The 17724-nt window shown below is 69.7% G+C and carries 20 protein-coding genes and 1 tRNA gene; 7 read left to right on the top strand and 14 right to left on the bottom strand.

The annotated features are described in order from the left end of the window. The first annotated feature begins 2 nt into the window (after positions 1-2). The 3 genes from HFP15_RS13530 to HFP15_RS13520 all read left to right on the top strand — a co-directional run bounded on the left by HFP15_RS13530 (position 3) and on the right by HFP15_RS13520 (position 3142). Complete coding sequence (locus HFP15_RS13530; protein ID WP_168515287.1) at positions 3-1253, top strand: hypothetical protein; 1251 nt, start codon at positions 3-5, stop codon at positions 1251-1253. Positions 1254-1456: 203 nt separating this feature from the next. Next, positions 1457-1999, top strand: coding sequence for a hypothetical protein (locus tag HFP15_RS13525; protein WP_168515285.1), 543 nt, complete (start codon positions 1457-1459; stop codon positions 1997-1999). Between the two features lie 516 nt (positions 2000-2515). Beyond that, a complete protein-coding gene (locus tag HFP15_RS13520; protein WP_168515283.1) occupies positions 2516-3142 on the top strand; it encodes an Ltp family lipoprotein in 627 nt (208 codons plus the stop codon). Positions 3143-3281: 139 nt separating this feature from the next. On the opposite strand, the gene HFP15_RS13515 is transcribed toward HFP15_RS13520, so the two are convergent. Beyond that, positions 3282-3354, bottom strand: a tRNA-Asn gene (locus HFP15_RS13515). Between the two features lie 150 nt (positions 3355-3504). Here HFP15_RS13515 and HFP15_RS13510 point away from each other — a divergent pair. Next, complete coding sequence (locus tag HFP15_RS13510) at positions 3505-3741, top strand: hypothetical protein (RefSeq protein ID WP_168515281.1); 237 nt, start codon at positions 3505-3507, stop codon at positions 3739-3741. 155 nt (positions 3742-3896) lie between these two features. Further along, positions 3897-4385, top strand: coding sequence for a DUF2231 domain-containing protein (locus HFP15_RS13505; RefSeq protein WP_168515279.1), 489 nt, complete (start codon positions 3897-3899; stop codon positions 4383-4385). A gap of 6 nt (positions 4386-4391) precedes the next feature. Here the strand turns inward: HFP15_RS13505 and HFP15_RS13500 are convergent, their stop codons facing one another. The 10 genes from HFP15_RS13500 to HFP15_RS13455 all read right to left on the bottom strand — a co-directional run bounded on the left by HFP15_RS13500 (position 4392) and on the right by HFP15_RS13455 (position 14775). Further along, a complete protein-coding gene (locus tag HFP15_RS13500) occupies positions 4392-4958 on the bottom strand; it encodes a carboxymuconolactone decarboxylase family protein (RefSeq protein WP_168515277.1) in 567 nt (188 codons plus the stop codon). 44 nt (positions 4959-5002) lie between these two features. Further along, a complete protein-coding gene (locus HFP15_RS13495; protein WP_168515275.1) occupies positions 5003-6793 on the bottom strand; it encodes a DUF6541 family protein in 1791 nt (596 codons plus the stop codon). A gap of 10 nt (positions 6794-6803) precedes the next feature. After that, entirely contained in the window at positions 6804-7916 is a 1113-nt protein-coding gene (locus HFP15_RS13490; RefSeq protein ID WP_168515273.1) for a serpin family protein, read from the bottom strand. A 21-nt stretch (positions 7917-7937) separates the two neighbouring features. Next, complete coding sequence (locus HFP15_RS13485; RefSeq protein ID WP_168515271.1) at positions 7938-9182, bottom strand: deoxyguanosinetriphosphate triphosphohydrolase; 1245 nt, start codon at positions 9180-9182, stop codon at positions 7938-7940. A 39-nt stretch (positions 9183-9221) separates the two neighbouring features. After that, positions 9222-9857, bottom strand: coding sequence for a YdcF family protein (locus HFP15_RS13480; RefSeq protein ID WP_168515269.1), 636 nt, complete (start codon positions 9855-9857; stop codon positions 9222-9224). Positions 9858-9883: 26 nt separating this feature from the next. Then, entirely contained in the window at positions 9884-10489 is a 606-nt protein-coding gene (locus HFP15_RS13475; RefSeq protein ID WP_168515267.1) for a response regulator transcription factor, read from the bottom strand. Then, a complete protein-coding gene (locus tag HFP15_RS13470) occupies positions 10486-11652 on the bottom strand; it encodes a sensor histidine kinase (RefSeq protein ID WP_168515265.1) in 1167 nt (388 codons plus the stop codon). The genes HFP15_RS13475 and HFP15_RS13470 overlap by 4 nt, the downstream gene beginning before the upstream one ends. Next, positions 11649-12374: an ABC transporter permease gene (locus HFP15_RS13465; RefSeq protein ID WP_168515263.1), complete on the bottom strand. Its 726-nt coding sequence runs from the start codon at positions 12372-12374 to the stop codon at positions 11649-11651. The genes HFP15_RS13470 and HFP15_RS13465 overlap by 4 nt, the downstream gene beginning before the upstream one ends. Then, entirely contained in the window at positions 12371-13309 is a 939-nt protein-coding gene (locus HFP15_RS13460; protein WP_168515261.1) for an ABC transporter ATP-binding protein, read from the bottom strand. The genes HFP15_RS13465 and HFP15_RS13460 overlap by 4 nt, the downstream gene beginning before the upstream one ends. A gap of 77 nt (positions 13310-13386) precedes the next feature. Continuing rightward, positions 13387-14775, bottom strand: coding sequence for a glycine--tRNA ligase (locus tag HFP15_RS13455; RefSeq protein WP_168515259.1), 1389 nt, complete (start codon positions 14773-14775; stop codon positions 13387-13389). Between the two features lie 146 nt (positions 14776-14921). Here HFP15_RS13455 and HFP15_RS13450 point away from each other — a divergent pair, with 146 nt between their 5' ends. Further along, positions 14922-15287: an ArsR/SmtB family transcription factor gene (locus HFP15_RS13450; RefSeq protein WP_168515257.1), complete on the top strand. Its 366-nt coding sequence runs from the start codon at positions 14922-14924 to the stop codon at positions 15285-15287. Next, positions 15284-15718 carry a Fur family transcriptional regulator gene (locus tag HFP15_RS13445; protein ID WP_312871575.1) on the top strand — a complete coding sequence of 145 codons (435 nt, stop codon included), beginning with the start codon at positions 15284-15286 and terminating at the stop codon, positions 15716-15718. The genes HFP15_RS13450 and HFP15_RS13445 overlap by 4 nt, the downstream gene beginning before the upstream one ends. Here HFP15_RS13445 and HFP15_RS13440 read toward each other — a convergent pair. From HFP15_RS13440 to HFP15_RS13430, 3 genes are read right to left on the bottom strand one after another with little or no spacing between them, the layout of a single operon-like run. Next, positions 15687-16403, bottom strand: a complete 717-nt coding sequence (locus tag HFP15_RS13440) for a TIGR03943 family putative permease subunit (protein ID WP_168515255.1) — start codon at positions 16401-16403, stop codon at positions 15687-15689. The genes HFP15_RS13445 and HFP15_RS13440 overlap by 32 nt on opposite strands. After that, a complete protein-coding gene (locus HFP15_RS13435; RefSeq protein ID WP_168515253.1) occupies positions 16400-16702 on the bottom strand; it encodes a hypothetical protein in 303 nt (100 codons plus the stop codon). Before HFP15_RS13435 ends, HFP15_RS13440 begins: the two co-directional genes overlap by 4 nt. Then, positions 16699-17706 carry a permease gene (locus HFP15_RS13430; RefSeq protein ID WP_168515251.1) on the bottom strand — a complete coding sequence of 336 codons (1008 nt, stop codon included), beginning with the start codon at positions 17704-17706 and terminating at the stop codon, positions 16699-16701. Before HFP15_RS13430 ends, HFP15_RS13435 begins: the two co-directional genes overlap by 4 nt. Between the last annotated feature and the right edge of the window lie 18 nt (positions 17707-17724).

Genomic DNA, 17724 nt, shown 5'->3' with positions numbered 1-17724 from the left:
ACATGGGGGACACGATGGCGGGTCAGGCGTTGAACACGACGGTGAACGGCTCGGCAGGCACCTGCCGAGAAGTCGCAGCCTATCTGGGGCGGCTCTACGACGGGGCCTACCAGGCGGGCAGCAAGTTCAGCGGCGCGCTGACCACAGCGGACGCGACCTGGCACGGACCCGCGCACGATGCATTCGCTGACTGGATCAACGGCACACGTCCGGAGATCGACGCCCTGTCGGATCAGGCGTTCAAGGTGCAGTGGGCGCTCAACGACTTCGCCGATTCCCTCGACGCCATCCTGGCCCGCATGGACGACGCCCTCGCCAAGGCGACCGCGGGCGGGTTGGAAGTGGACGGACCGTTCATCGTCTCCCCCACCCCGCCCGCACCGGCGCCGCTCCTGCCGACCGGGCCGTGCGGCACCGAGCAGGCGACGCGGATCATGGAACAAAACCAGCGGGCCATTGCCGCACACAACCAGGTCATCGCCGACTACAACGCCAAAGTCGCCGTATACAACGAGGCCAAGGCCATCGTCACGACCGCCCGCACCATGGAAGCCAACGCCCACCACGCCCTGCAACAGGTCGTCGGCGCAGCCAGCCAAGCCGTGCAGAAGGACATGACGAAGATCGGGTTCACCACGGCCTCGCAAGCGCGGGGATTCGTGGGCACCATGGAAAACACCCGCCGCCTCACGCTGGCTCAAGCCGACCGGCTCAAGACCCAGTCTGAGTTCTACAAGAACTTCGCCCTCGGCAAGCAGGTCGAGGACCCCGACTGGGCGAAGGTGCTGCTGGAACGCTCTGCCAAGATGGCCGACGACGGTGGCAAACTCCAGACACGTGCACAGCAATTCGAGCAGTGGGTTCAGACGGTTCCCGAGGATGCCCGGAAGGCACTGACGGCATATCCGGGCCGGAGCGTGGCCGAGAATCTCGGCGAGCACTCGACGGATCTCACATTGCCCGCCGGGGCGGCTCGAATCGCACGTTCTCTGCCGTACGTCGGTTCAATCCTGACTGCGGGCAGCGAAGCGTACGGAGCTTGGAAGGGCGAACAGAGCTGGGCGCGGGCCGCGGCGGACACCGGTGCCGCGATCGGGGGTGGCGCGCTCGGTGGAGCTCTGGTTGGAGCGGTTGCGGGCTCGGCATTCGGGCCAGTGGGCACCCTGGTCCTTGGCGTCATGGGTGGGTTCGGTGGCGCAAAGTTCGCGACGGACATTGTCCAGGGGTTTTCCAACGCGGTGAGTGCACGATGACCGGCAACGGAGGCAGGCACAGGCGCGAGAGTGACCGTCTGTCCGACAAATTGCTCCCGGAGCTTCCGCCAAGACCCGACCGCGAAACGGGCCAACCCTTTCCCCCGGAAGCACCCGATTTCATTGGGCCCGACCTACCGAAAGACCACGCCCGAGAACCGATGCGGGGTACCCCACCACGACAGGCGCAGCCACCAGAAGGCATGGGCCCAGCGCTTATTTGGCTTCAGTATGGCGGGAAGGAAGGCATTCGACGCTACCTGTGGTCGCTCGCAATTCTCATTCTGGGCATCACCCTCATCGTATTCCTGCAATACCATGCCTTCGATTGGGTTCTGTCTTGGCAGATGTGGCTGATAGTCGTTGTCGGCGCCTACCTGATGGCAGACCCACTGGCTCGGCAGACGCTTTCCGCCGGCGCCGATTGGGTGCAGTGGAAACGCCGGCCAAAGTGGTATGAACGACGCCGCGACCGTGGCACGTTTCTGAAGATCTATCGGCTGACCAAGATCGAAGGCTATGGTGCGGGCGCGGTCCTTTATCTGCAGATCGTGGACGAGGATGGCCGGGGTATCGACCGCACCCGTACGGAACTCCACCCCGACCGGCGAATCTGGGATCTGATGTACAACGGAATCCAGCATTCCATCGCCAACGGGTGCGAGATCAACAGCCTTGCCGTCCAAATGCTGCGCATGGAGAACTCGCCCGCCTTACGGCTGCGCGAGTCTGCCGACGAGGAATAGCTGTTGGTCCGTGGAGGGGTGGCCCGTCACCACGCGTATCCACACCGACAGTGGGCCGCCGTTCTCGATCAGCAAGCCGCGACACGAGCACGTTTCGGCGGGCTGCAGCCGGCACGCTGTCGCGACACGGACTACTCACCGATACTAAGCGCTTGCCGAGCGTTACTACCGTAAGCGCAGATGGCGAACCCAAGCCAACGCCGGCGCTCTGGAAGCCATCCTCCGACAGAAGGGAAGCGCCCTCAAGGCTGACCTGGGGTTCGTGCTCCCCGGCTGGACTCGAACCAGCAACCGTTCGGGCATTCGCGGCATCCCGGCTGCTGTGGATCGGACGCGTCCACGTGTTGGAAGCCCGGTACGGGCGGGCGAAGTGGGTGCTGTTCGCCGAGTGACTACCGGGAATGGCACTTCCCGCGCGGCGCGGCTATCCCGACCCTCTGGGACTCGATATCGCAACGACCGGTAACGCCCGTCCTACTCGGCGCGACTAGTTCGATGTTCAACGAAGGAGACCGAATGTCCCAGCCCACCCCCTACCCGCCGCAGTCCCAGCAGCCCTACCAGCCGCCCGCCCCGGCACCGAAGAAGCGCCGCAAGTGGCCATGGATCGTCAGCGGGCTCGTTGTGCTGATCATCGTGATCGTCTCGGTCGCCAGCGGCGGCAACAAGACCCCCGAGCCGACCGCCGCCGCCACCGCGGTTCCGTCCATCGTCGGCACCACGGTTCCGCGCGCCGCGAACGATGGCTACCAACCCACCTGGACAACCGCACCCGCGACACCGCCCGTGACAACGGAGACATCTGCGCCGGCACCTGCCGCGCCGCAGATCCCCTACCAGGTCCAGTTGGCGATGAATTCAGCGCAGAGCTACTTGAGCCTTTCCGCGTTCTCCCGGAACGGGCTGATCCGGCAGCTCTCGAGCCAGGCAGGCGAGGGGTACCCGAAGGACGTCGCCACCGATGCCGTCGACCGGCTGAACGTCGACTGGAATCAGCAGGCGGTCAAGAGTGCGCAGCAGTACCTTGATATGACGTCGTTCTCCTGCTCGGGCTTGATCCAGCAGCTGTCGAGCAGTGCGGGGGAAGGATTCACCCAGGCGCAGGCTACATATGGCGCACACCAAACGCCCGCATGTAAATAGTCAGCAAAGCGCTGACCCCACAGACTGGGCGTTGGTCGCGGGCGACGCGGGCGGGGGAGCCTAACTGACCGACATCCACTGATGTAATCAGTGGATGTAACGAAGGCCCCCAATGATCTTGGGGACCTCGTTTTTCCTGCTCCCCCGGCTGGACTCGAACCAGCAACCCTTCGGTTAACAGCCGAATGCTCTGCCAATTGAGCTACAGGGGAATGCTCATCCGTTGGCCCGGATCGCTCCCGGCCAACGAGAAGGAACTCTAGCGCATGGCCGGTAGCACTCTGCGAGCACCCCCGGCACGCGGTGGCGCACTCGTGGACAATGGGTGAACGGGCTGGATACCGGTGTAGGAGGGCGCGGGCATGAGGATTTTCCTGCTAGGGGCGGCAGTGGGCTACGTCTTCGGGGCGAAGGCCGGTCGTGCGCGGTACGACCAGATCGTGCGCACGTACCGTAAGGTCGCGGACCACCCCATGGTGCAAGGCGCGGCGGGAGTCGTGCGGGCCAAGGTGGGCGAGAAGGTCGGCGACAAGGTGCCGCTGCTCCGGGGCTCGGGTAGTGACGGGCATCGTTCCGAGTCCAGGGTCACCCGGGGCTGAACGTCAACGCGGGGGTGACCTGGCTCTCACCCCGCGACCACACGGATCGGTGACATGCGAGGCCCGCCTCGCTGTCGTACCAGCGTCTCCAAGAAAGTTCCCAGAATCGGCGGGCAGCCTTTGCGGCGCATGATCCACCGAACGGGGAGCTTCCATTGCCTGCCTTCATCGCCGGTCTGCCGCTGCACGTCCTCATCGTGCACGCCGTGGTCGTCCTGGTGCCTCTTTCCGTACTGGCGACCGTGACCATCGCCGTGTGGCCTGCGGCCCGCAGGCGCTTCGGCTGGATCGTCGTGGGGCTGACCGCCGTCGCCACCATCTGCATCCCCCTCGCGACCAGCAGCGGCGAGGACCTCCGCGACCGCCTGGCGTCGACCGACCTCATCCGCCAGCACGCCCACCTCGGCGACCAGCTCCTGGTCTTCGTGGCCGGCCTGCTGGTCGTCGCCTTCGCGCTCGTCTGGTTCGACCGCCGTCCGGTCCGCATCAAGGCCCTCGCCCCGATCCTCAGCGTGCTCGTCGTCGCACTCGCCGTGGTCTCGGCCGTCCAGGTGGTGCGCATCGGCGACTCCGGCGCGCGTGCCGCCTGGACCGGTGTGCAGTACACCGCACCCCAGCGGCACGGCGACGAAGCCGCCAAGTGACACCGCTCAGGGCAGCGGCACCTTGCACGCATCCCCCGACGTGAACCCCTGGTCGGTGATCTCCAGCGCGTTGTACGTGCGTGCCCGCATGTTCTCCAGCGCGATCTGATACGTCAGCTCGATCACGCCCTTGCGGCCGAACTCGCGCTCCAGCTCGGCCACCTGCTCCGTCGTGACCTGCAAGGGCGTCGAGGTCATCGCGTCGGCGTAGGCCAGCGCCAGCCGTTCCTGCCTGCTGAACAGCTCGGACGTCGCGTACGCGTCGACGTGCTTCAACCGCTCGATGTCCAGCCCGCCGTGTTTCTGCAGCATCGTCCCGAAGTCGACGCACCACGAGCAGCCGATGCGCACCGCGGTCCGGTACACCGCGATCTCCCGCACGTTCGCCGGCAGCACCTTCGACGCCCGCTCGGCCAGCATCTCGTGCACCCCCGCCGACCGCATCAGCGCAGGATGGTGCGCCATGACCGCGAACGGCTCGGGCACGGCACCGTACCGGCGGCGGGTGAAGCGGTAGAGCAGCTTCGTCAGGAAACCGGCTTCACCGGCGGGCACGGCGGGAATACGGGGCATGTCGTCCTCCTCGACTCGACGTCGAGAAGGGGACGAGACAGCGATCAGGAACGTGACAGCGTCAGCGTGCGGACGTCCCAGACCCACACGCCGTCGACGAACCGCGCGGGCTCGTTCAGCAGCAGCTCCACAGTGGACTGCAGGGCCCGCTGGTTCTGCCCCGGCGGCAGCACGACCACGTCGGCGTCCCAGTACCGCAGGTCGGCGACGGCGTTGGCCCGGTCCTTGTCGGACACCTCGGGCACGGTGCCGTTGTCCCGCACGTCGTCGAGCAGCGTCGCCGTCGGCCGGTTCGGCGCGCCGTACCGGCCGCGCTTGTCGTTCGGGCCGTTCGGGCCGACGAAGTACCCGCCGGCGAGCGGGAAGCCGAGATCGGCGTGCACCTGCCAGTTCAGCGCCTTGGCATCGCCCGGGCCGGTCAGCGGCACGGTGACCACCGAACCCGAGCCGACGTAGTCGCGCCACGCGCCGGTGGTGAAGAACGCCGGGACCGCGGGCCTGGTGATCGTCTCCAGCGGCGTCGGCGCGACCGGCAGCAGCACCGCGACCAGCGTGCCGAGCCACAGCCAGCGCACCGGCAGCTCCCGGTCCCGATAGGACGGTGCCGCGCGGAACACCCGGTCGGTCGCGATCGCGAGCAGCGCGCCGACCGCCGGGATACACGCCATCGCCAGCCGCGACTCCAGCAGCGAGTCGAACAGCGGCAGATTCGCCAGCAGCCGCCACGGCCCGGGAATCCCGGTCGCGGTGTGCGCGACGGTGATCTCGACACCGAGCGAGAGCCACGCCATCACGAACATCGCGATCGCGATCGAACGGGCCATGACGTTGCGCCACAACCAGATCGTCAGCACGACCATGAACACGATCAGCGGCCAGCCGAAGAACGCGTTCTCCTCGGTGCGGTTCATCGACACGTCCGCGGCCGCCGACGGGTCACCGGCGATGGATTCGGTGGCGAACCGGGTGAACGCGGCGGTGTCGTTGCCGACCGGGCCGTGCTCGAGCGTCCGGTAACTCTGCGGCCCGAAGAACTGCCACCACAACGGGTAGATCACCAGCACCAGCGCGAGCGCGCCGCCGATGACCAGGCCGATGGCCATCGGGCGCACCATCTTCCCGGCCTCACGCGGCCGGGACACCACGTAGGCGAGCGCGAACACCACGAAGCCGAGCATCGTGATCAGCAGCGGTTCCTCGCCGAGGAACACCTGGTAGGCCAGCATCAGCCCGAGCAGCAACCCGTTGCGCACGGGCCGCTCGCCCCGCGCGAGCTTGACCAGCCACAGCACGATGAACGGCAGCAGGAACAGCCCGACGAAGTTCGGATGCGCGTTGCCGTGCGAGATCATCGCCGGCGCGAATCCGCAGAACGCGCCACCGATGGCGGCGGCGAGGCGGGACCCGACCAGGTGCCGCGAGAACACCCAGTACCAGCCGGTCGCGGTGCCCGCGAGGCCACCGGTGAGCGCGATCGCCCACGTCACGGTCGGGCCGAACAGCAGCGTGATCGGTGAGAGCGGGATGCCGAGCCCGAACATCGCCGTGTTGGCCATCAGGTTGACGCCGTCGGGATGGTTCTGCAGCGCGGATTCCAGCGGGTTCTGCAGATGCCACACCGAGCGCGCGGTGACGGCGAAGAACCACTCCCACATGTTCTGGTCCTGCGCGCTGTTGTACAGGTAGCCGCTGCTCAGGTTGGTCCACAACCCGGCGTAGATGACGAAAGCGGCCAGCACGTAACAGAGCACGACGAGCGTGTCGATGCGGTTCCACCTCGGCCGCTTCCGCTCGGCCACGTGCACCGTCTCCGGAGCGTCCAGCAACGCGGTCAACTTCCTACCCTCACGGTTGGACAACGCGGGCGAAAAAGTAGACCACACCCGTCGCGGCGTGCCGCACGAGGAGCAGGAAAGGCCTGTTCACGACCACCTCGACCGGATCTATCGGGGTGATCATGGCCAGCGCCCGGATCGTCACCGCGGTCGCCGCCGCACCCTCCAGGCCCTGCTCGTCCAGCCGCAGCACCGACTGGTGGACGACGTCGTCGACGACCAGCCGGGGGTCCGGGCTCAGCGGGGTGAAGTCGGCGTCGGCGCTGAACATCGTGCGCACGCCCAGGCTCTGCAAGGCCGGCTTCAGCATGGCGCGCGAGTCCAGCTTCACCTTCGGCATGGACAACCGGACCTGCCGGTTCTTCTTCGCGGACAGCAGATCCAGCAGTCGGTCGGCGTCCATAGTGGACTCTTGCTCGGCGAGGTCGCCGTCGGGCAGAAGGATCGTGGCGCCGACCCCGCCCGCGCCGGGGAGCTCCACCAGCTGCCAGCCGTCCCGCTCCGCGTAGCCCAGCTGCTCGGAGACATGCATCATCGGCACGCGGCGGGTCTCGCGCGGCGCGAAGAAGTCCGCGTCCTCGGTGCGGTGCTCGTCGAACTTGTGGATCCAGGCGACCTTCAGATACAGCGCGTTGACCAGGCTCGCCACGGTGTCCACCTTGATCGAACCGGGCGGGAGCAGCTCGGGGATGAGCTCGTGCGTGGTCTCGGCGACGTCGGCGTTGATCAGCCGGCGGGCCTCGGCGGGGTCGGTGACGAACGGTGCCGTCTTCACGCCGCCGTCGGGCCACGCGGCCAGCTCGCCGAGGAAGTCCTCGTTCAGCGGCAGCTCCTGCCAGGCCCACAGGGTGTTCGACACCTCGAGCACGGGCTGTTCGTGGCGCCCCTTCTCGGTGAGCGTGGCGGCCGCGCGCAGCAGTCCGGCCTGTTTGGCGACGTCGGCGTCGTCACCCGCGAGCAGCCGGACCAGCTCGGCCGAGGCGGCACCGCGGGTGGCCTGGCTGGTCAATCCGAGGGCGCTGGCGACCGAGTAGGGCGAGAAGCACGAGTCGGCGCCGGTGCCCGCGACGGCCCGGTGCGCTGCGAGGCAGAACCGGAGGTGGTCTCGTTCGGGATTGCCCACCGCTCCGACGCTACCGCAACTTCAGTGCCGCCCGGTGTGCCAGGCGTGCCACGCGTGGGCCTGCGCGTCGGTCAGCGAGGCCACCTGGTCGATCACCACGCGTAACCGGCCGGCGTCCCCGGAAGCGGCTTCCCACGCCGGGTGGAACACCGTGTCCAGCGCCTCGGGACCGCGTTTGGCCAGCGCTTCGACCAGTTCGGTCAGTACCTGCCGCTGGCCCTCCTGCATCGCCAGCCGGCGGGGATCGCTCATCACGTAGCGCAACGCGAGTGCCTTCAGCAGGGCGACCTCGGCGGCCACCTGTTCGGGCACTTCGAGGTCGGCGTCGTAGCGGACCAGCGGCCCCTCGCCGTGCGCGGCGCGGGTGCTGGTGACCGCCGCGGTGGCGAAGCGGCCGACGAGTTCGCTCGTCATGCGTTTGAGGGCGACGTGGCCGCGCAGTGAGCCGTCGTAGGAGGCGGCATCGGCGACCGCGGGCAGGGTGAGCAGTTCGCGCGCGGCGCTTTCCAGCGCGGACACCGACTGGTGCGAGAAGTGCTTGGCCGCCAGCTCGGCGACCGCGGCGCGCTCCCCCGCGTCGGCCAGCACCGCCAGGGTGATCCGGCCGGCCAGCACGCCGTCCTCGACGTCGTGCACGGAGTAGGCGACGTCGTCGGACCAGTCCATGATCTGCGCTTCGAGGCATCTTCGGCGATCGGGCGCGCCTTCGCGCATCCAGGTGAAGATCTCCAGGTCGTCGTCGTAGACGCCGAACTTGGCTTGCCCCGGCTCGCGGCGCCACGGGTACTTGGTGGCCGCGTCCAGGCAGGCCCTGGTGAGGTTCAGGCCGGCGGGTTCGAGCTTGGGTTCGAGGCGGGTGAGGATGCGCAGGGTCTGCGCGTTGCCCTCGAAGCCGCCGCAGGGCTGGGCGACGCCGTCGAGCGCCTGCTCGCCGTTGTGGCCGAACGGGGGGTGGCCGATGTCGTGCGCGAGGCCCGCGGTGTCGGCGAGATCGGGATCGGCGCCCAGCTCCTCGGCGATGCCGCGGCCGATCTGCGCGACCTCCAGCGAGTGGGTGAGCCGGGTCCTGGGCACGCCGGTGACCTCGGTGCCCTCGCCAGGTCCGACGACCTGCGTCTTGCCGGCGAGACGCCGCAGGGCCGCCGAATGCAGCACGCGCGCCCGGTCGCGCGCGAACTCGCTGCGCCCGTCGCCGCGCGCGCCCGGCAGCGCGGCCCCCTTGGGCTGCTCCGCGATCCGGCGCTCGCGGTCCTTCTCGCCGTACACCCCGCCACCCTAACCGGGGCGGCCGACATTTCCGCCTGCTCAGCCGACGCCGGTGCCGCCGATGTCGTCGGCCGGGGTGTTGGTCAGGCGGTAGAACAGCAGGGCGCCGGTCTCGCGGTAGATGTACATCGCCTGCGTCTCGCGGGTCTGCACGATCGGGCCGCTGTGCGTCGGCGAGGACCAGGCGTCGAGGCCGACGTCATCGGCCATCGTGCGGGCGCGCAGCGAATGCCAGGGGTCGCTGACCACGACGGCGGTGTGCCAGCCGCGGGCCGAGGCTTCCGTCGCGACCGCCCGCAGGCTGCCGAGCGTGTCCCGGCCCTCCCCCACGGGCACGGTCGCCGACGTGGGCACGCCTTCCTCGTTGAGCCACTTCGCACCGGCCGAGGCCTCGGTGTAGGTGTCGCCCGCCTTGTTGCCGCCCGCCGTGACGATCACCTTCGCGACGCCGGCGTCGTAGAGCTGCTTGGCGTGGCGCAGCCGGGCCTGGAAGATCGGCGACGGCTTGCCGTTGTACTGCGCGGCGCCGAGCACGACGATCACGTCGGCGTGCGAGCGGTCGTCGGTCCTGGCCACCTGCCACACGCGGAACGCGGTGCCGCCCAGCACGAGCGCGATGATCAGCACCCCGCCGAACACGAAGCGGCGAAGCCAGCTGTGGTTGCGTTTCCCCATCGCGGCCCATCCTCGCACGAGGACGTTCAGAGCCAGCCGTTCTCCTCGGCGAGCCGCACCGCCTCCGCCCGGGTTCGCGCCCCCGTTTTGCCGATCGCCGCCGACAGGTGGTTGCGGACCGTGCCCTCCGACAGGTGCAGCCGCCGCGCCACGTCCGCGACCGTGCCGCCGTCGCTGGCGGCGCGCAGCACCTCGTGTTCGCGCGCCGTCAGCGGACTCGCCCCGGTGGCCAGCGACTCCGCGGCGAGCGCGGGATCGACCACACGCAGCCCGTTGGAGACCCGCCGCACGGCATCGACCAGTTGCTCGGGCGGTGAGTCCTTGACGAGGAAACCCGAAGCGCCCGAGGCCATCGCGCGCGCGAGATAGCCCGGCCTGCCGAACGTGGTGCACACGATGATCCGGCACGACGGCAGCGCGGCGTGCAACTCGGCCGCGGCCGCGAGCCCGTCCTTGCCGGGCATCTGCACGTCGAGCAACGCCACGTCCGGGCTGGACTCCTCGGCGGCGGCGAGCACCTCCTCGCCGGAGCCGACCTGCGCGACGACCTCGATGTCCGCCTCCAGGCCGAGCACCGTCGCCAGCGCGCCGCGCACCATCGCCTGGTCGTCGGCCAGCAGCACCCGGATCACGACACCGCCTCCAGCGCGGGCCGCACTTCGGCCCGCACCAGGAATCCGCCGTCGGCACGCGGTTCGGCGCGCAACGTCCCGCCCACGCCGGCGAGCCGTTCGGCCAGACCACGCAAACCGTTGCCGCACACGCCTTCCGGCGCGCCGGCCCCGTCGTCCTCGATCTCCATCCAGGTCCCGCCGAGCCGCACCTTCACGCGCTTCGCGCCGGAATGCCGCAGCACGTTCGTCACCGCCTCGCGCAGCACGTAACCGAACGTCTGCTGCAGATCCGGCCGGACGTTGTCCACCGCGTGCGGCAGATCCGCGTCGATCTCGGCCGCCCGCAACGCCGCCCGCGCCCCCACGACCTCCGCCGACAGCGACACCTCGCGATATTCCGACACGGTCGCCCGCACGTCGGTCAACGCGCTGCGGGACAACGATTCCACCTCACGGATCTCCGAGATCGCGCGTTCGGCCTCGCCGCCGGTCTCCAGCACCCGTCGCGCCAGCCCCGCCTTGACCGCGATCGTGGTGAGGCTGTGGCCGAGGATGTCGTGCAGGTCCCGTGCCAGCCGCTCACGTTCGGCGGTGACCGCCAGCGTCGCGATCTCGTCCTGCGCCGCGCGCAGGCGGCGCACCGTGGCGAGCAGGCGGCCCATGAAGAACAGCGCGGTGGTCACGCCGATGACGGTGCCGAAGTCGCCGCGCGTGCCGTGTGCCCCGACGTCGAACACCAGCAGCATCCCCAGTGCGAGCACCGACGCGCCGTCCAGCACCAGCACCCACAGCACCGGCAGCCCGAGCGCGATCACCGCCATCGCGTACACGAGCACGTAGATCGTGCCGCCGTGCACGAGCAGGACCATCAGCCAGCCGATCGCGAGCAATCCCGCGCAGAAGGCCAGCTTCGACGGCAGCGCGTCCGGCCGGAACAGGACCTTCGGGAACGTGAGGTAACCGGCCGTGTAGAGGGTCAGCAGGGACATCGCGAGCACGCTTTCGCCGACGCTCGCCTTGCCGCTGACGACCTCCCGCACCGCGGGCACGATGACCGGCAGCAGGCACAGCGCGCCGATCACGGGCCATCGCCCGCCGAAGCGGCGGCGGTCCGGGTCCGCGAACCCGCCCCGCCACTGCTCGGTGTCCCGCCGCCAGTCCACGTCGTTCCCCCTCGTCACACCCGCGCCGAGTCTCTACGGTAGCGCCGGATGACGGCGATCGAGAGCACCACGGTCCACACCGCGAGCACGAGCACGTCCTTGCTGAGCGTGCTGGCGGAGCCGCCGGGAATCGCGCCGCGGCCGATCTCCCCCATCCAGTAGGTCGGCAGCACGTGCGCGATCTTGAGCAGCCACGCCGGCATCGCGGTGACCGGGATGAACACCCCGCCCAGCAACGCCATCGGCAACAGCACCAGCTGGGTGATCGGCTGTGTGGAGTCGGCCGTGCCGATCTGCCCGATCAGCAGGCCCATCAGCGCGAACGGGATCGCCGCCAGCCACACCCCCAGCGTCACGCGCACCCAGCCGGCGCCGCCGAGCGAAACCCCCTCGATCAACCCGCCGACCGCGGGCACCAGCACCACGGGCGCGAGCGCGAGCGTCATGCCCGTCGCGGCCTTGGCGGCGAGGTAACCGCTGCCGGACAGCGGGGTCAGCCGCAGCTGCCGCTGCCAGCCCGCCGCGCGTTCCAGCGCGACCCTGGTGCCGGTGAACAGTGCCGCGGCCATCGCGCCGAAGGCCGTCATGCTCACCATCAGTACCGCCTTCTCGTCCTGTGCCTTGGCGAAGATTCCCACGTACAGCAGGAAAAGCAGCACCGGGAAGGCGACGGTGAAGATCATGAACCGGGGCGAGCGCAGCACGCGCCGGATCTCCAGTGCCAGGAATTTGACGCTCATCGTCCGGTCTCCTCGTCGGCGGTCAGGGTCAGGAAGGCGCCTTCGAGACCGATCGCGGTGATCTCGATGTCGTGTGCGGCGGGACAGGCGGTCAGCAGGGCGCGCAAAGTGGCGTCGGAGTCGTTGCTGGACACCGCGATCCGGTCGCCGCGGACCTGGTACTCGGTGACGCCCGGAAGCTCCGCGATCGCTGTCTTCGTCGCCCCCGGCGCGACGGCGCGTAGCGTGCGGCCCCCGGCCAGCGCGCGGACCTCGGCGACCGAGCCGTCGGCCACGACGCGGCCGCCCCGCATCAGCACCACCCGGTCGGCGAACTCCTCGGCCTCCTCCAGGTAGTGGGTCGCGAACAGCACGGTGCGGCCGGTGTCGGTGAAGGCCTGCATCGACCGCCAGAACTCGCGGCGGCTGCCGACGTCCATCGCCGCGGTCGGCTCGTCCAGCAGCAGCAGATCCGGATCGCTGACCAGCGCGACAGCGAACCGCACGCGTTGTTTCTGGCCGCCGGAGAGCTTGTTGCCCCGGCGTTTGGCGAGTTCCTCGATACCGGCGCGGCGCAGTGCCTCGGCGACCGGCATCGGGGTGCGGTGCAGCGAGGCGACCATGCCGACCATCTCGCCGACCGTCGCGTCGTCGAGCAGCGCACCGCCCTGCAGCATCGCGCCGATCACGCCGTCGGCGATCGCGCCGGACGGCTCGGCGCCGAACACGCTCACCGTGCCCGCGTCGGGCCGGCTCAGGCCCAGGATCATGTCGATGGTCGTGGACTTGCCCGCCCCGTTCGGGCCGAGCAGCGCGACGACCTCCCCCGGTGCGATGGTGAGGTCGACGCCGTCGACCGCCCGCACCTGGCCGTAGTGCTTGCGCAAGCCGGTGAGCCGCACTGCCGCGCCTTGCGCGACCGCGCTCCTGGCCTGGCCGATCTCAGTTGCGTTCATGCCACCGAGACTGCCGCCGGGCGGCCCGCGAAGCGCAGGCCGCCCGTCACCCCCTGGGCATGACGTTTGTCAGGGGTTCAGCAGCCCAGAAGGCGGGTGGCGAGGTACTCCTCGACCTTGTCCATGGCCACGCGTTCCTGGGACATGGTGTCGCGCTCGCGGACCGTGACCGCCTGGTCTTCCAGCGAGTCGAAGTCCACGGTGATGCAGAACGGCGTGCCGATCTCGTCCTGGCGGCGGTACCGGCGGCCGATCGCGCCCGCGTCGTCGAACTCCACGTTCCAGTTCCTGCGCAGCGCCGCCGCGAGGTCGCGCGCCTTCGGGGTCAGGTCGGCGTTGCGCGACAGCGGCAGCACCGCGGCCTTCACCGGCGCGAGCCTGCGGTCCAGCCGCAGCACGGTGCGCTTGTCCACGCCGCCCTTGGCGTTGGGCGCCTCGTCCTCGGCGTAGGCGTCCAGCAGGAACGCCATCATCGGGCGGCCAACACCGGCCGCGGGCTCGATCACGAACGGCCGGTAGCGGGCGCCGCCGGCCTGGTCGAAGAACGACAGGTCCACACCCGAGTGGTTGGAGTGCGTGGTGAGGTCGAAGTCGGTGCGGTTGGCGATGCCCTCCAGCTCACCCCACTCCTGACCGGAGGAGAACCCGAAGCGGTACTCGATGTCCACCGTCCGCTTCGAGTAGTGGGACAGCTTCTCCTTCGGGTGCTCGTAGTGGCGCAGGTTGTCCCGCTTGATGCCCAGGCCGGTGTACCAGTCGGTGCGCAGGTCGATCCAGTACTGGTGCCACGTCTCGTCCTCGCCGGGCTCGACGAAGAACTCCATCTCCATCTGCTCGAACTCGCGCGTGCGGAAGATGAAGTTGCCCGGCGTGATCTCGTTGCGGAAGGACTTGCCGACCTGGCCGATGCCGAACGGCGGCTTCTTGCGCGACGTGGTGAGCACGTTGAGGAAGTTCACGAAGATGCCCTGCGCGGTCTCCGGGCGCAGGTAGTGCAGCCCCTCCTCGGACTCGACCGGGCCGAGGAAGGTCTTGAGCAGCCCGTTGAAGCTGCGGGGCGCGGTGTACTGGCCGCGGGTGCCGCAGTTGGGGCAGGGCACCTCGGACAGGTCGCCCTCGGGGACCTGCTTGCCGGTGCGCTCCTCGAACTCTTCCTGGAGGTGATCGGCGCGGAACCGGCGGTGGCAGGACAGGCACTCCACCAGCGGGTCGACGAAGGCCTCGACGTGCCCCGAGGCCTCCCACACCTTGCGCGGCAGGATCACGGCGGAGTCGAGCCCTACGACGTCGTCACGGCCCTGCACCATGGTCTTCCACCACTGGCGCTTGATGTTTTCCTTGAGCTCGACCCCGAGCGGTCCGTAGTCCCAGGCCGAGCGGGTACCGCCGTAGATCTCCCCGCTGGGAAAGACGAATCCACGGCGCTTGCACAGGCTGACTACGGTTTCAATGGTGTTGGCGGGCACTCCACGCTCTCCATGGCTGCGGGGAACTTGTTTCGTCCAGCGTATCCGGCCGTTGTTCCGGCCCGGCGAGGGGCTTGACAGATCGCAGGGCCGCCCGTTAGTGACCACTAGACTGGGGAGTAACCATCGACAGGCTGGAGATCGACATGCCGACGGCGAGCCCGGACGCGGCCCTGCCCGAAGAGGTGCATTCCGCGGACCCGCGCAAGCCGCACACCCCGGCGCTGCCGCCCCCGACGCTGGCCGAGGCCGGGGAGCTGCTGCGGGCGCTCGCCGCGCCGGTGCGCATCGCCATCGTGCTGCAGCTGCGGGACGCGCAGCGCTGCGTGCACGAGCTGGTGGACGCGCTCGACGTCGCGCAGCCGTTGATCAGCCAGCACCTGCGGGTGCTCAAGGCCGCGGGCGTGGTCTACGGCGAGCGGCACGGCCGTGAAGTGGTGTACCGGCTCGTGGACGATCACCTTGCGCATATCGTGGTGGACGCAGTCGCCCACGTTCAGGAGGGAAAGTGAGCAGCAGTGTCGCCCCGGTGCCCGGCCGCCGCGCGACCAGGCAGCGCGCCGCGGTGGTGGAGCTGCTTGCGGAGATCGACGACTTCCGCTCGGCCCAGGAACTGCACGACGAGCTGCGCAAGCGCGGGGACGGGATCGGGCTGACCACCGTCTACCGCACGCTGCAGTCGCTGTCGGAGGCCGGTGAGATCGACGTGCTGCGCACCGGCTCGGGCGAGGCGATCTACCGCCGCTGCTCCTCGCATCACCACCATCACCTCGTGTGCCGCTACTGCGGCCGCACGGTCGAGGTCGAAGGACCCGCGGTGGAGCGCTGGGCGGAGAAGATCGCGGCGGGCAACGGGTTCTCCGATATCACGCACACCGTCGAGATCGTCGGCACGTGCGCCGACTGCACCGCTAATCCTCGTACGGGTTCTGGGGCGCGCTGATCCGCTTCGCGGTGCCCACGACGAAGTCCGCGGTGTAGGAGTTCTGCCTGGTCGCGGTGTTCGGCACCACCTGCCCGGTCACCTGTAGCCAGGTGTCGTCGGCGTAGGCGGCCACTCGCCGGCCGACGAGCCGCACCTTCAGCGGGTAGGCGTCGGCGGCGCAGCAGGTGATCACCATCCGTGCCAGCAGCGCCGATCCCTTGTCGTGCGAGACGAAACCGGTGAGCTCGACGGTGCGGCCGTCGAGTGAACCGCCGGCGTCCCAGCCCGCGCGCGTGACGAACTGGGTCATCGTCATGGGCAGCGGATCGCCCGGCGGCAGCGGCGGGAACGCGGCCGAGGACTGCACGGCAGGCCGCGCCTCGGACCGGGTGACCGAGTACGCGCCGAGCGCCGGTGGCGCGACCAGGAACACCGCCAGCACCGGAACCACCAGCAGCCACGCCGACCGGGCCGGATGGTGGTGGCCGTGGCCGTCGCCGTGCCCGACGGTCCGGCCGGCGCGCGCGGCCAGGATGTCGCGGACGATCGCGATCGCGCCGAGCGCCACCATCACCGCTCCCCCGGCCAGCAGCCAGGGCAGCTGCGCGGGTTTGACGTAGCGCAGGTAGTCGCCGTTGAAGCCGATCTTCAGCAGCGCGCCGCCCAGCAGCACGAGCAGGACGTTCTGGGTTTCCCGCCTCATGCCACCTGCCTCACGAACACCAGCGCGAGCAGCACGTCCAGCGCACCGAGCCCGATGCCGAGGTACGCGAGCCCGCCCGTCTTCCTCGCGAGCACGCCGAACACGACCGCGAGCACGGCGGCGAGCAACACCACAACGCCGAGCGCGGCGAGCAGCACCGCCGCGACGGCCGCGACCGAACGCGGCAGCGTGGCGGTGTCCGGCGGCGACAGGATCGCCCAGCTCACCCACGTCGACACCGCGAACACCAGCCCGATCGCGCCGGAGGCGATCCCGGCCAGCGCGAGCCTCGGCCTCACCGCGCACCCCCGATCAGCAACGCGCCGACGCCGGCGCCGCAGCACACGGCGACCACGAACGTCGCCGGCGCGAACCGCACGGCGAACGACCGGCCGAACGTGCCCGCCTGCAACGCGAACAGCTTCACGTCGACGGCCGGACCGACGACCAGGAACACGAGTTTGGGCAGCAACGGCAACGCGGTCAGCGACGCGGCGACGAACGCGTCGGCCTCGCTGCACAACGCGAGCACGAACGCGAGCACGGCCATGACGAGCACCCCGAGCACGAGCTGGTCGCCGAGCGCGCCGAACCACGACGGCGGGACCAGAACCCCCAGCGAGGCCGAGATGATCCCGCCGAGCACCAGGAACCCGCCCGCCTCGACCAGGTCCGCGCGGGCGGTCTCGGCGAAGGTCTTCCAGCGGCTGCCCTCGGGGTCGGGCATGCGTTGCAGCGCCCGCGAGACGATCCAGTCGAGCTTGCCCCAGCGCGCCCACAGCAGCCCCATCACCACGGCGGTGGCGAACGAGCCGAGGAAGCGGGCCAGCACCATCTCGGGTTTGCCGGGGAACGCGACGGCGGTGGCCACGAGAACGACCGGGTTCACGGCGGGCGCGGCGAGCAGGAAGGTCAGCGCGGCGGCCGGTGCCACGCCCTGTCCCATCAGCCTGCGGGCGACGGGCACCGAGGCGCATTCACAGCCGGGCAGTGCCACACCGGCCAGGCCCGCGACTCCCACGGCGGCCTCCGTGCGGCGCGGCAGCGCCCTTTCCAGGACCCGCGCCGGGACGAAGGCCGCGATGGCGCCGCTGAGCAGCACGCCGAGCACCAGAAAGGGCAGCGCCTGCACGCACACCGCGACGAACACGGTGGCGCCGGTGCGCAGTGCCGGCACGTCGAGTACCCGTTGCAACCAGGACTGCCCGAGGATCGCCACGAGCAGCACGACGCACAGCACCTCGACCGAGGTGATGCGGCGGCGTTTGGGCGCGCGCTGTTCCGCTTCGGTGGCGATATCCACGCGCCGATGATGCCAGGG

The sequence above is a fragment of the Amycolatopsis acididurans genome, assembly GCF_012328925.1.
Classification (GTDB): domain Bacteria; phylum Actinomycetota; class Actinomycetes; order Mycobacteriales; family Pseudonocardiaceae; genus Amycolatopsis_E; species Amycolatopsis_E acididurans.
The sequence above is the reverse complement of the archived record's forward strand: the minus strand, read 5'-3'. Positions and strand labels throughout refer to the sequence as shown.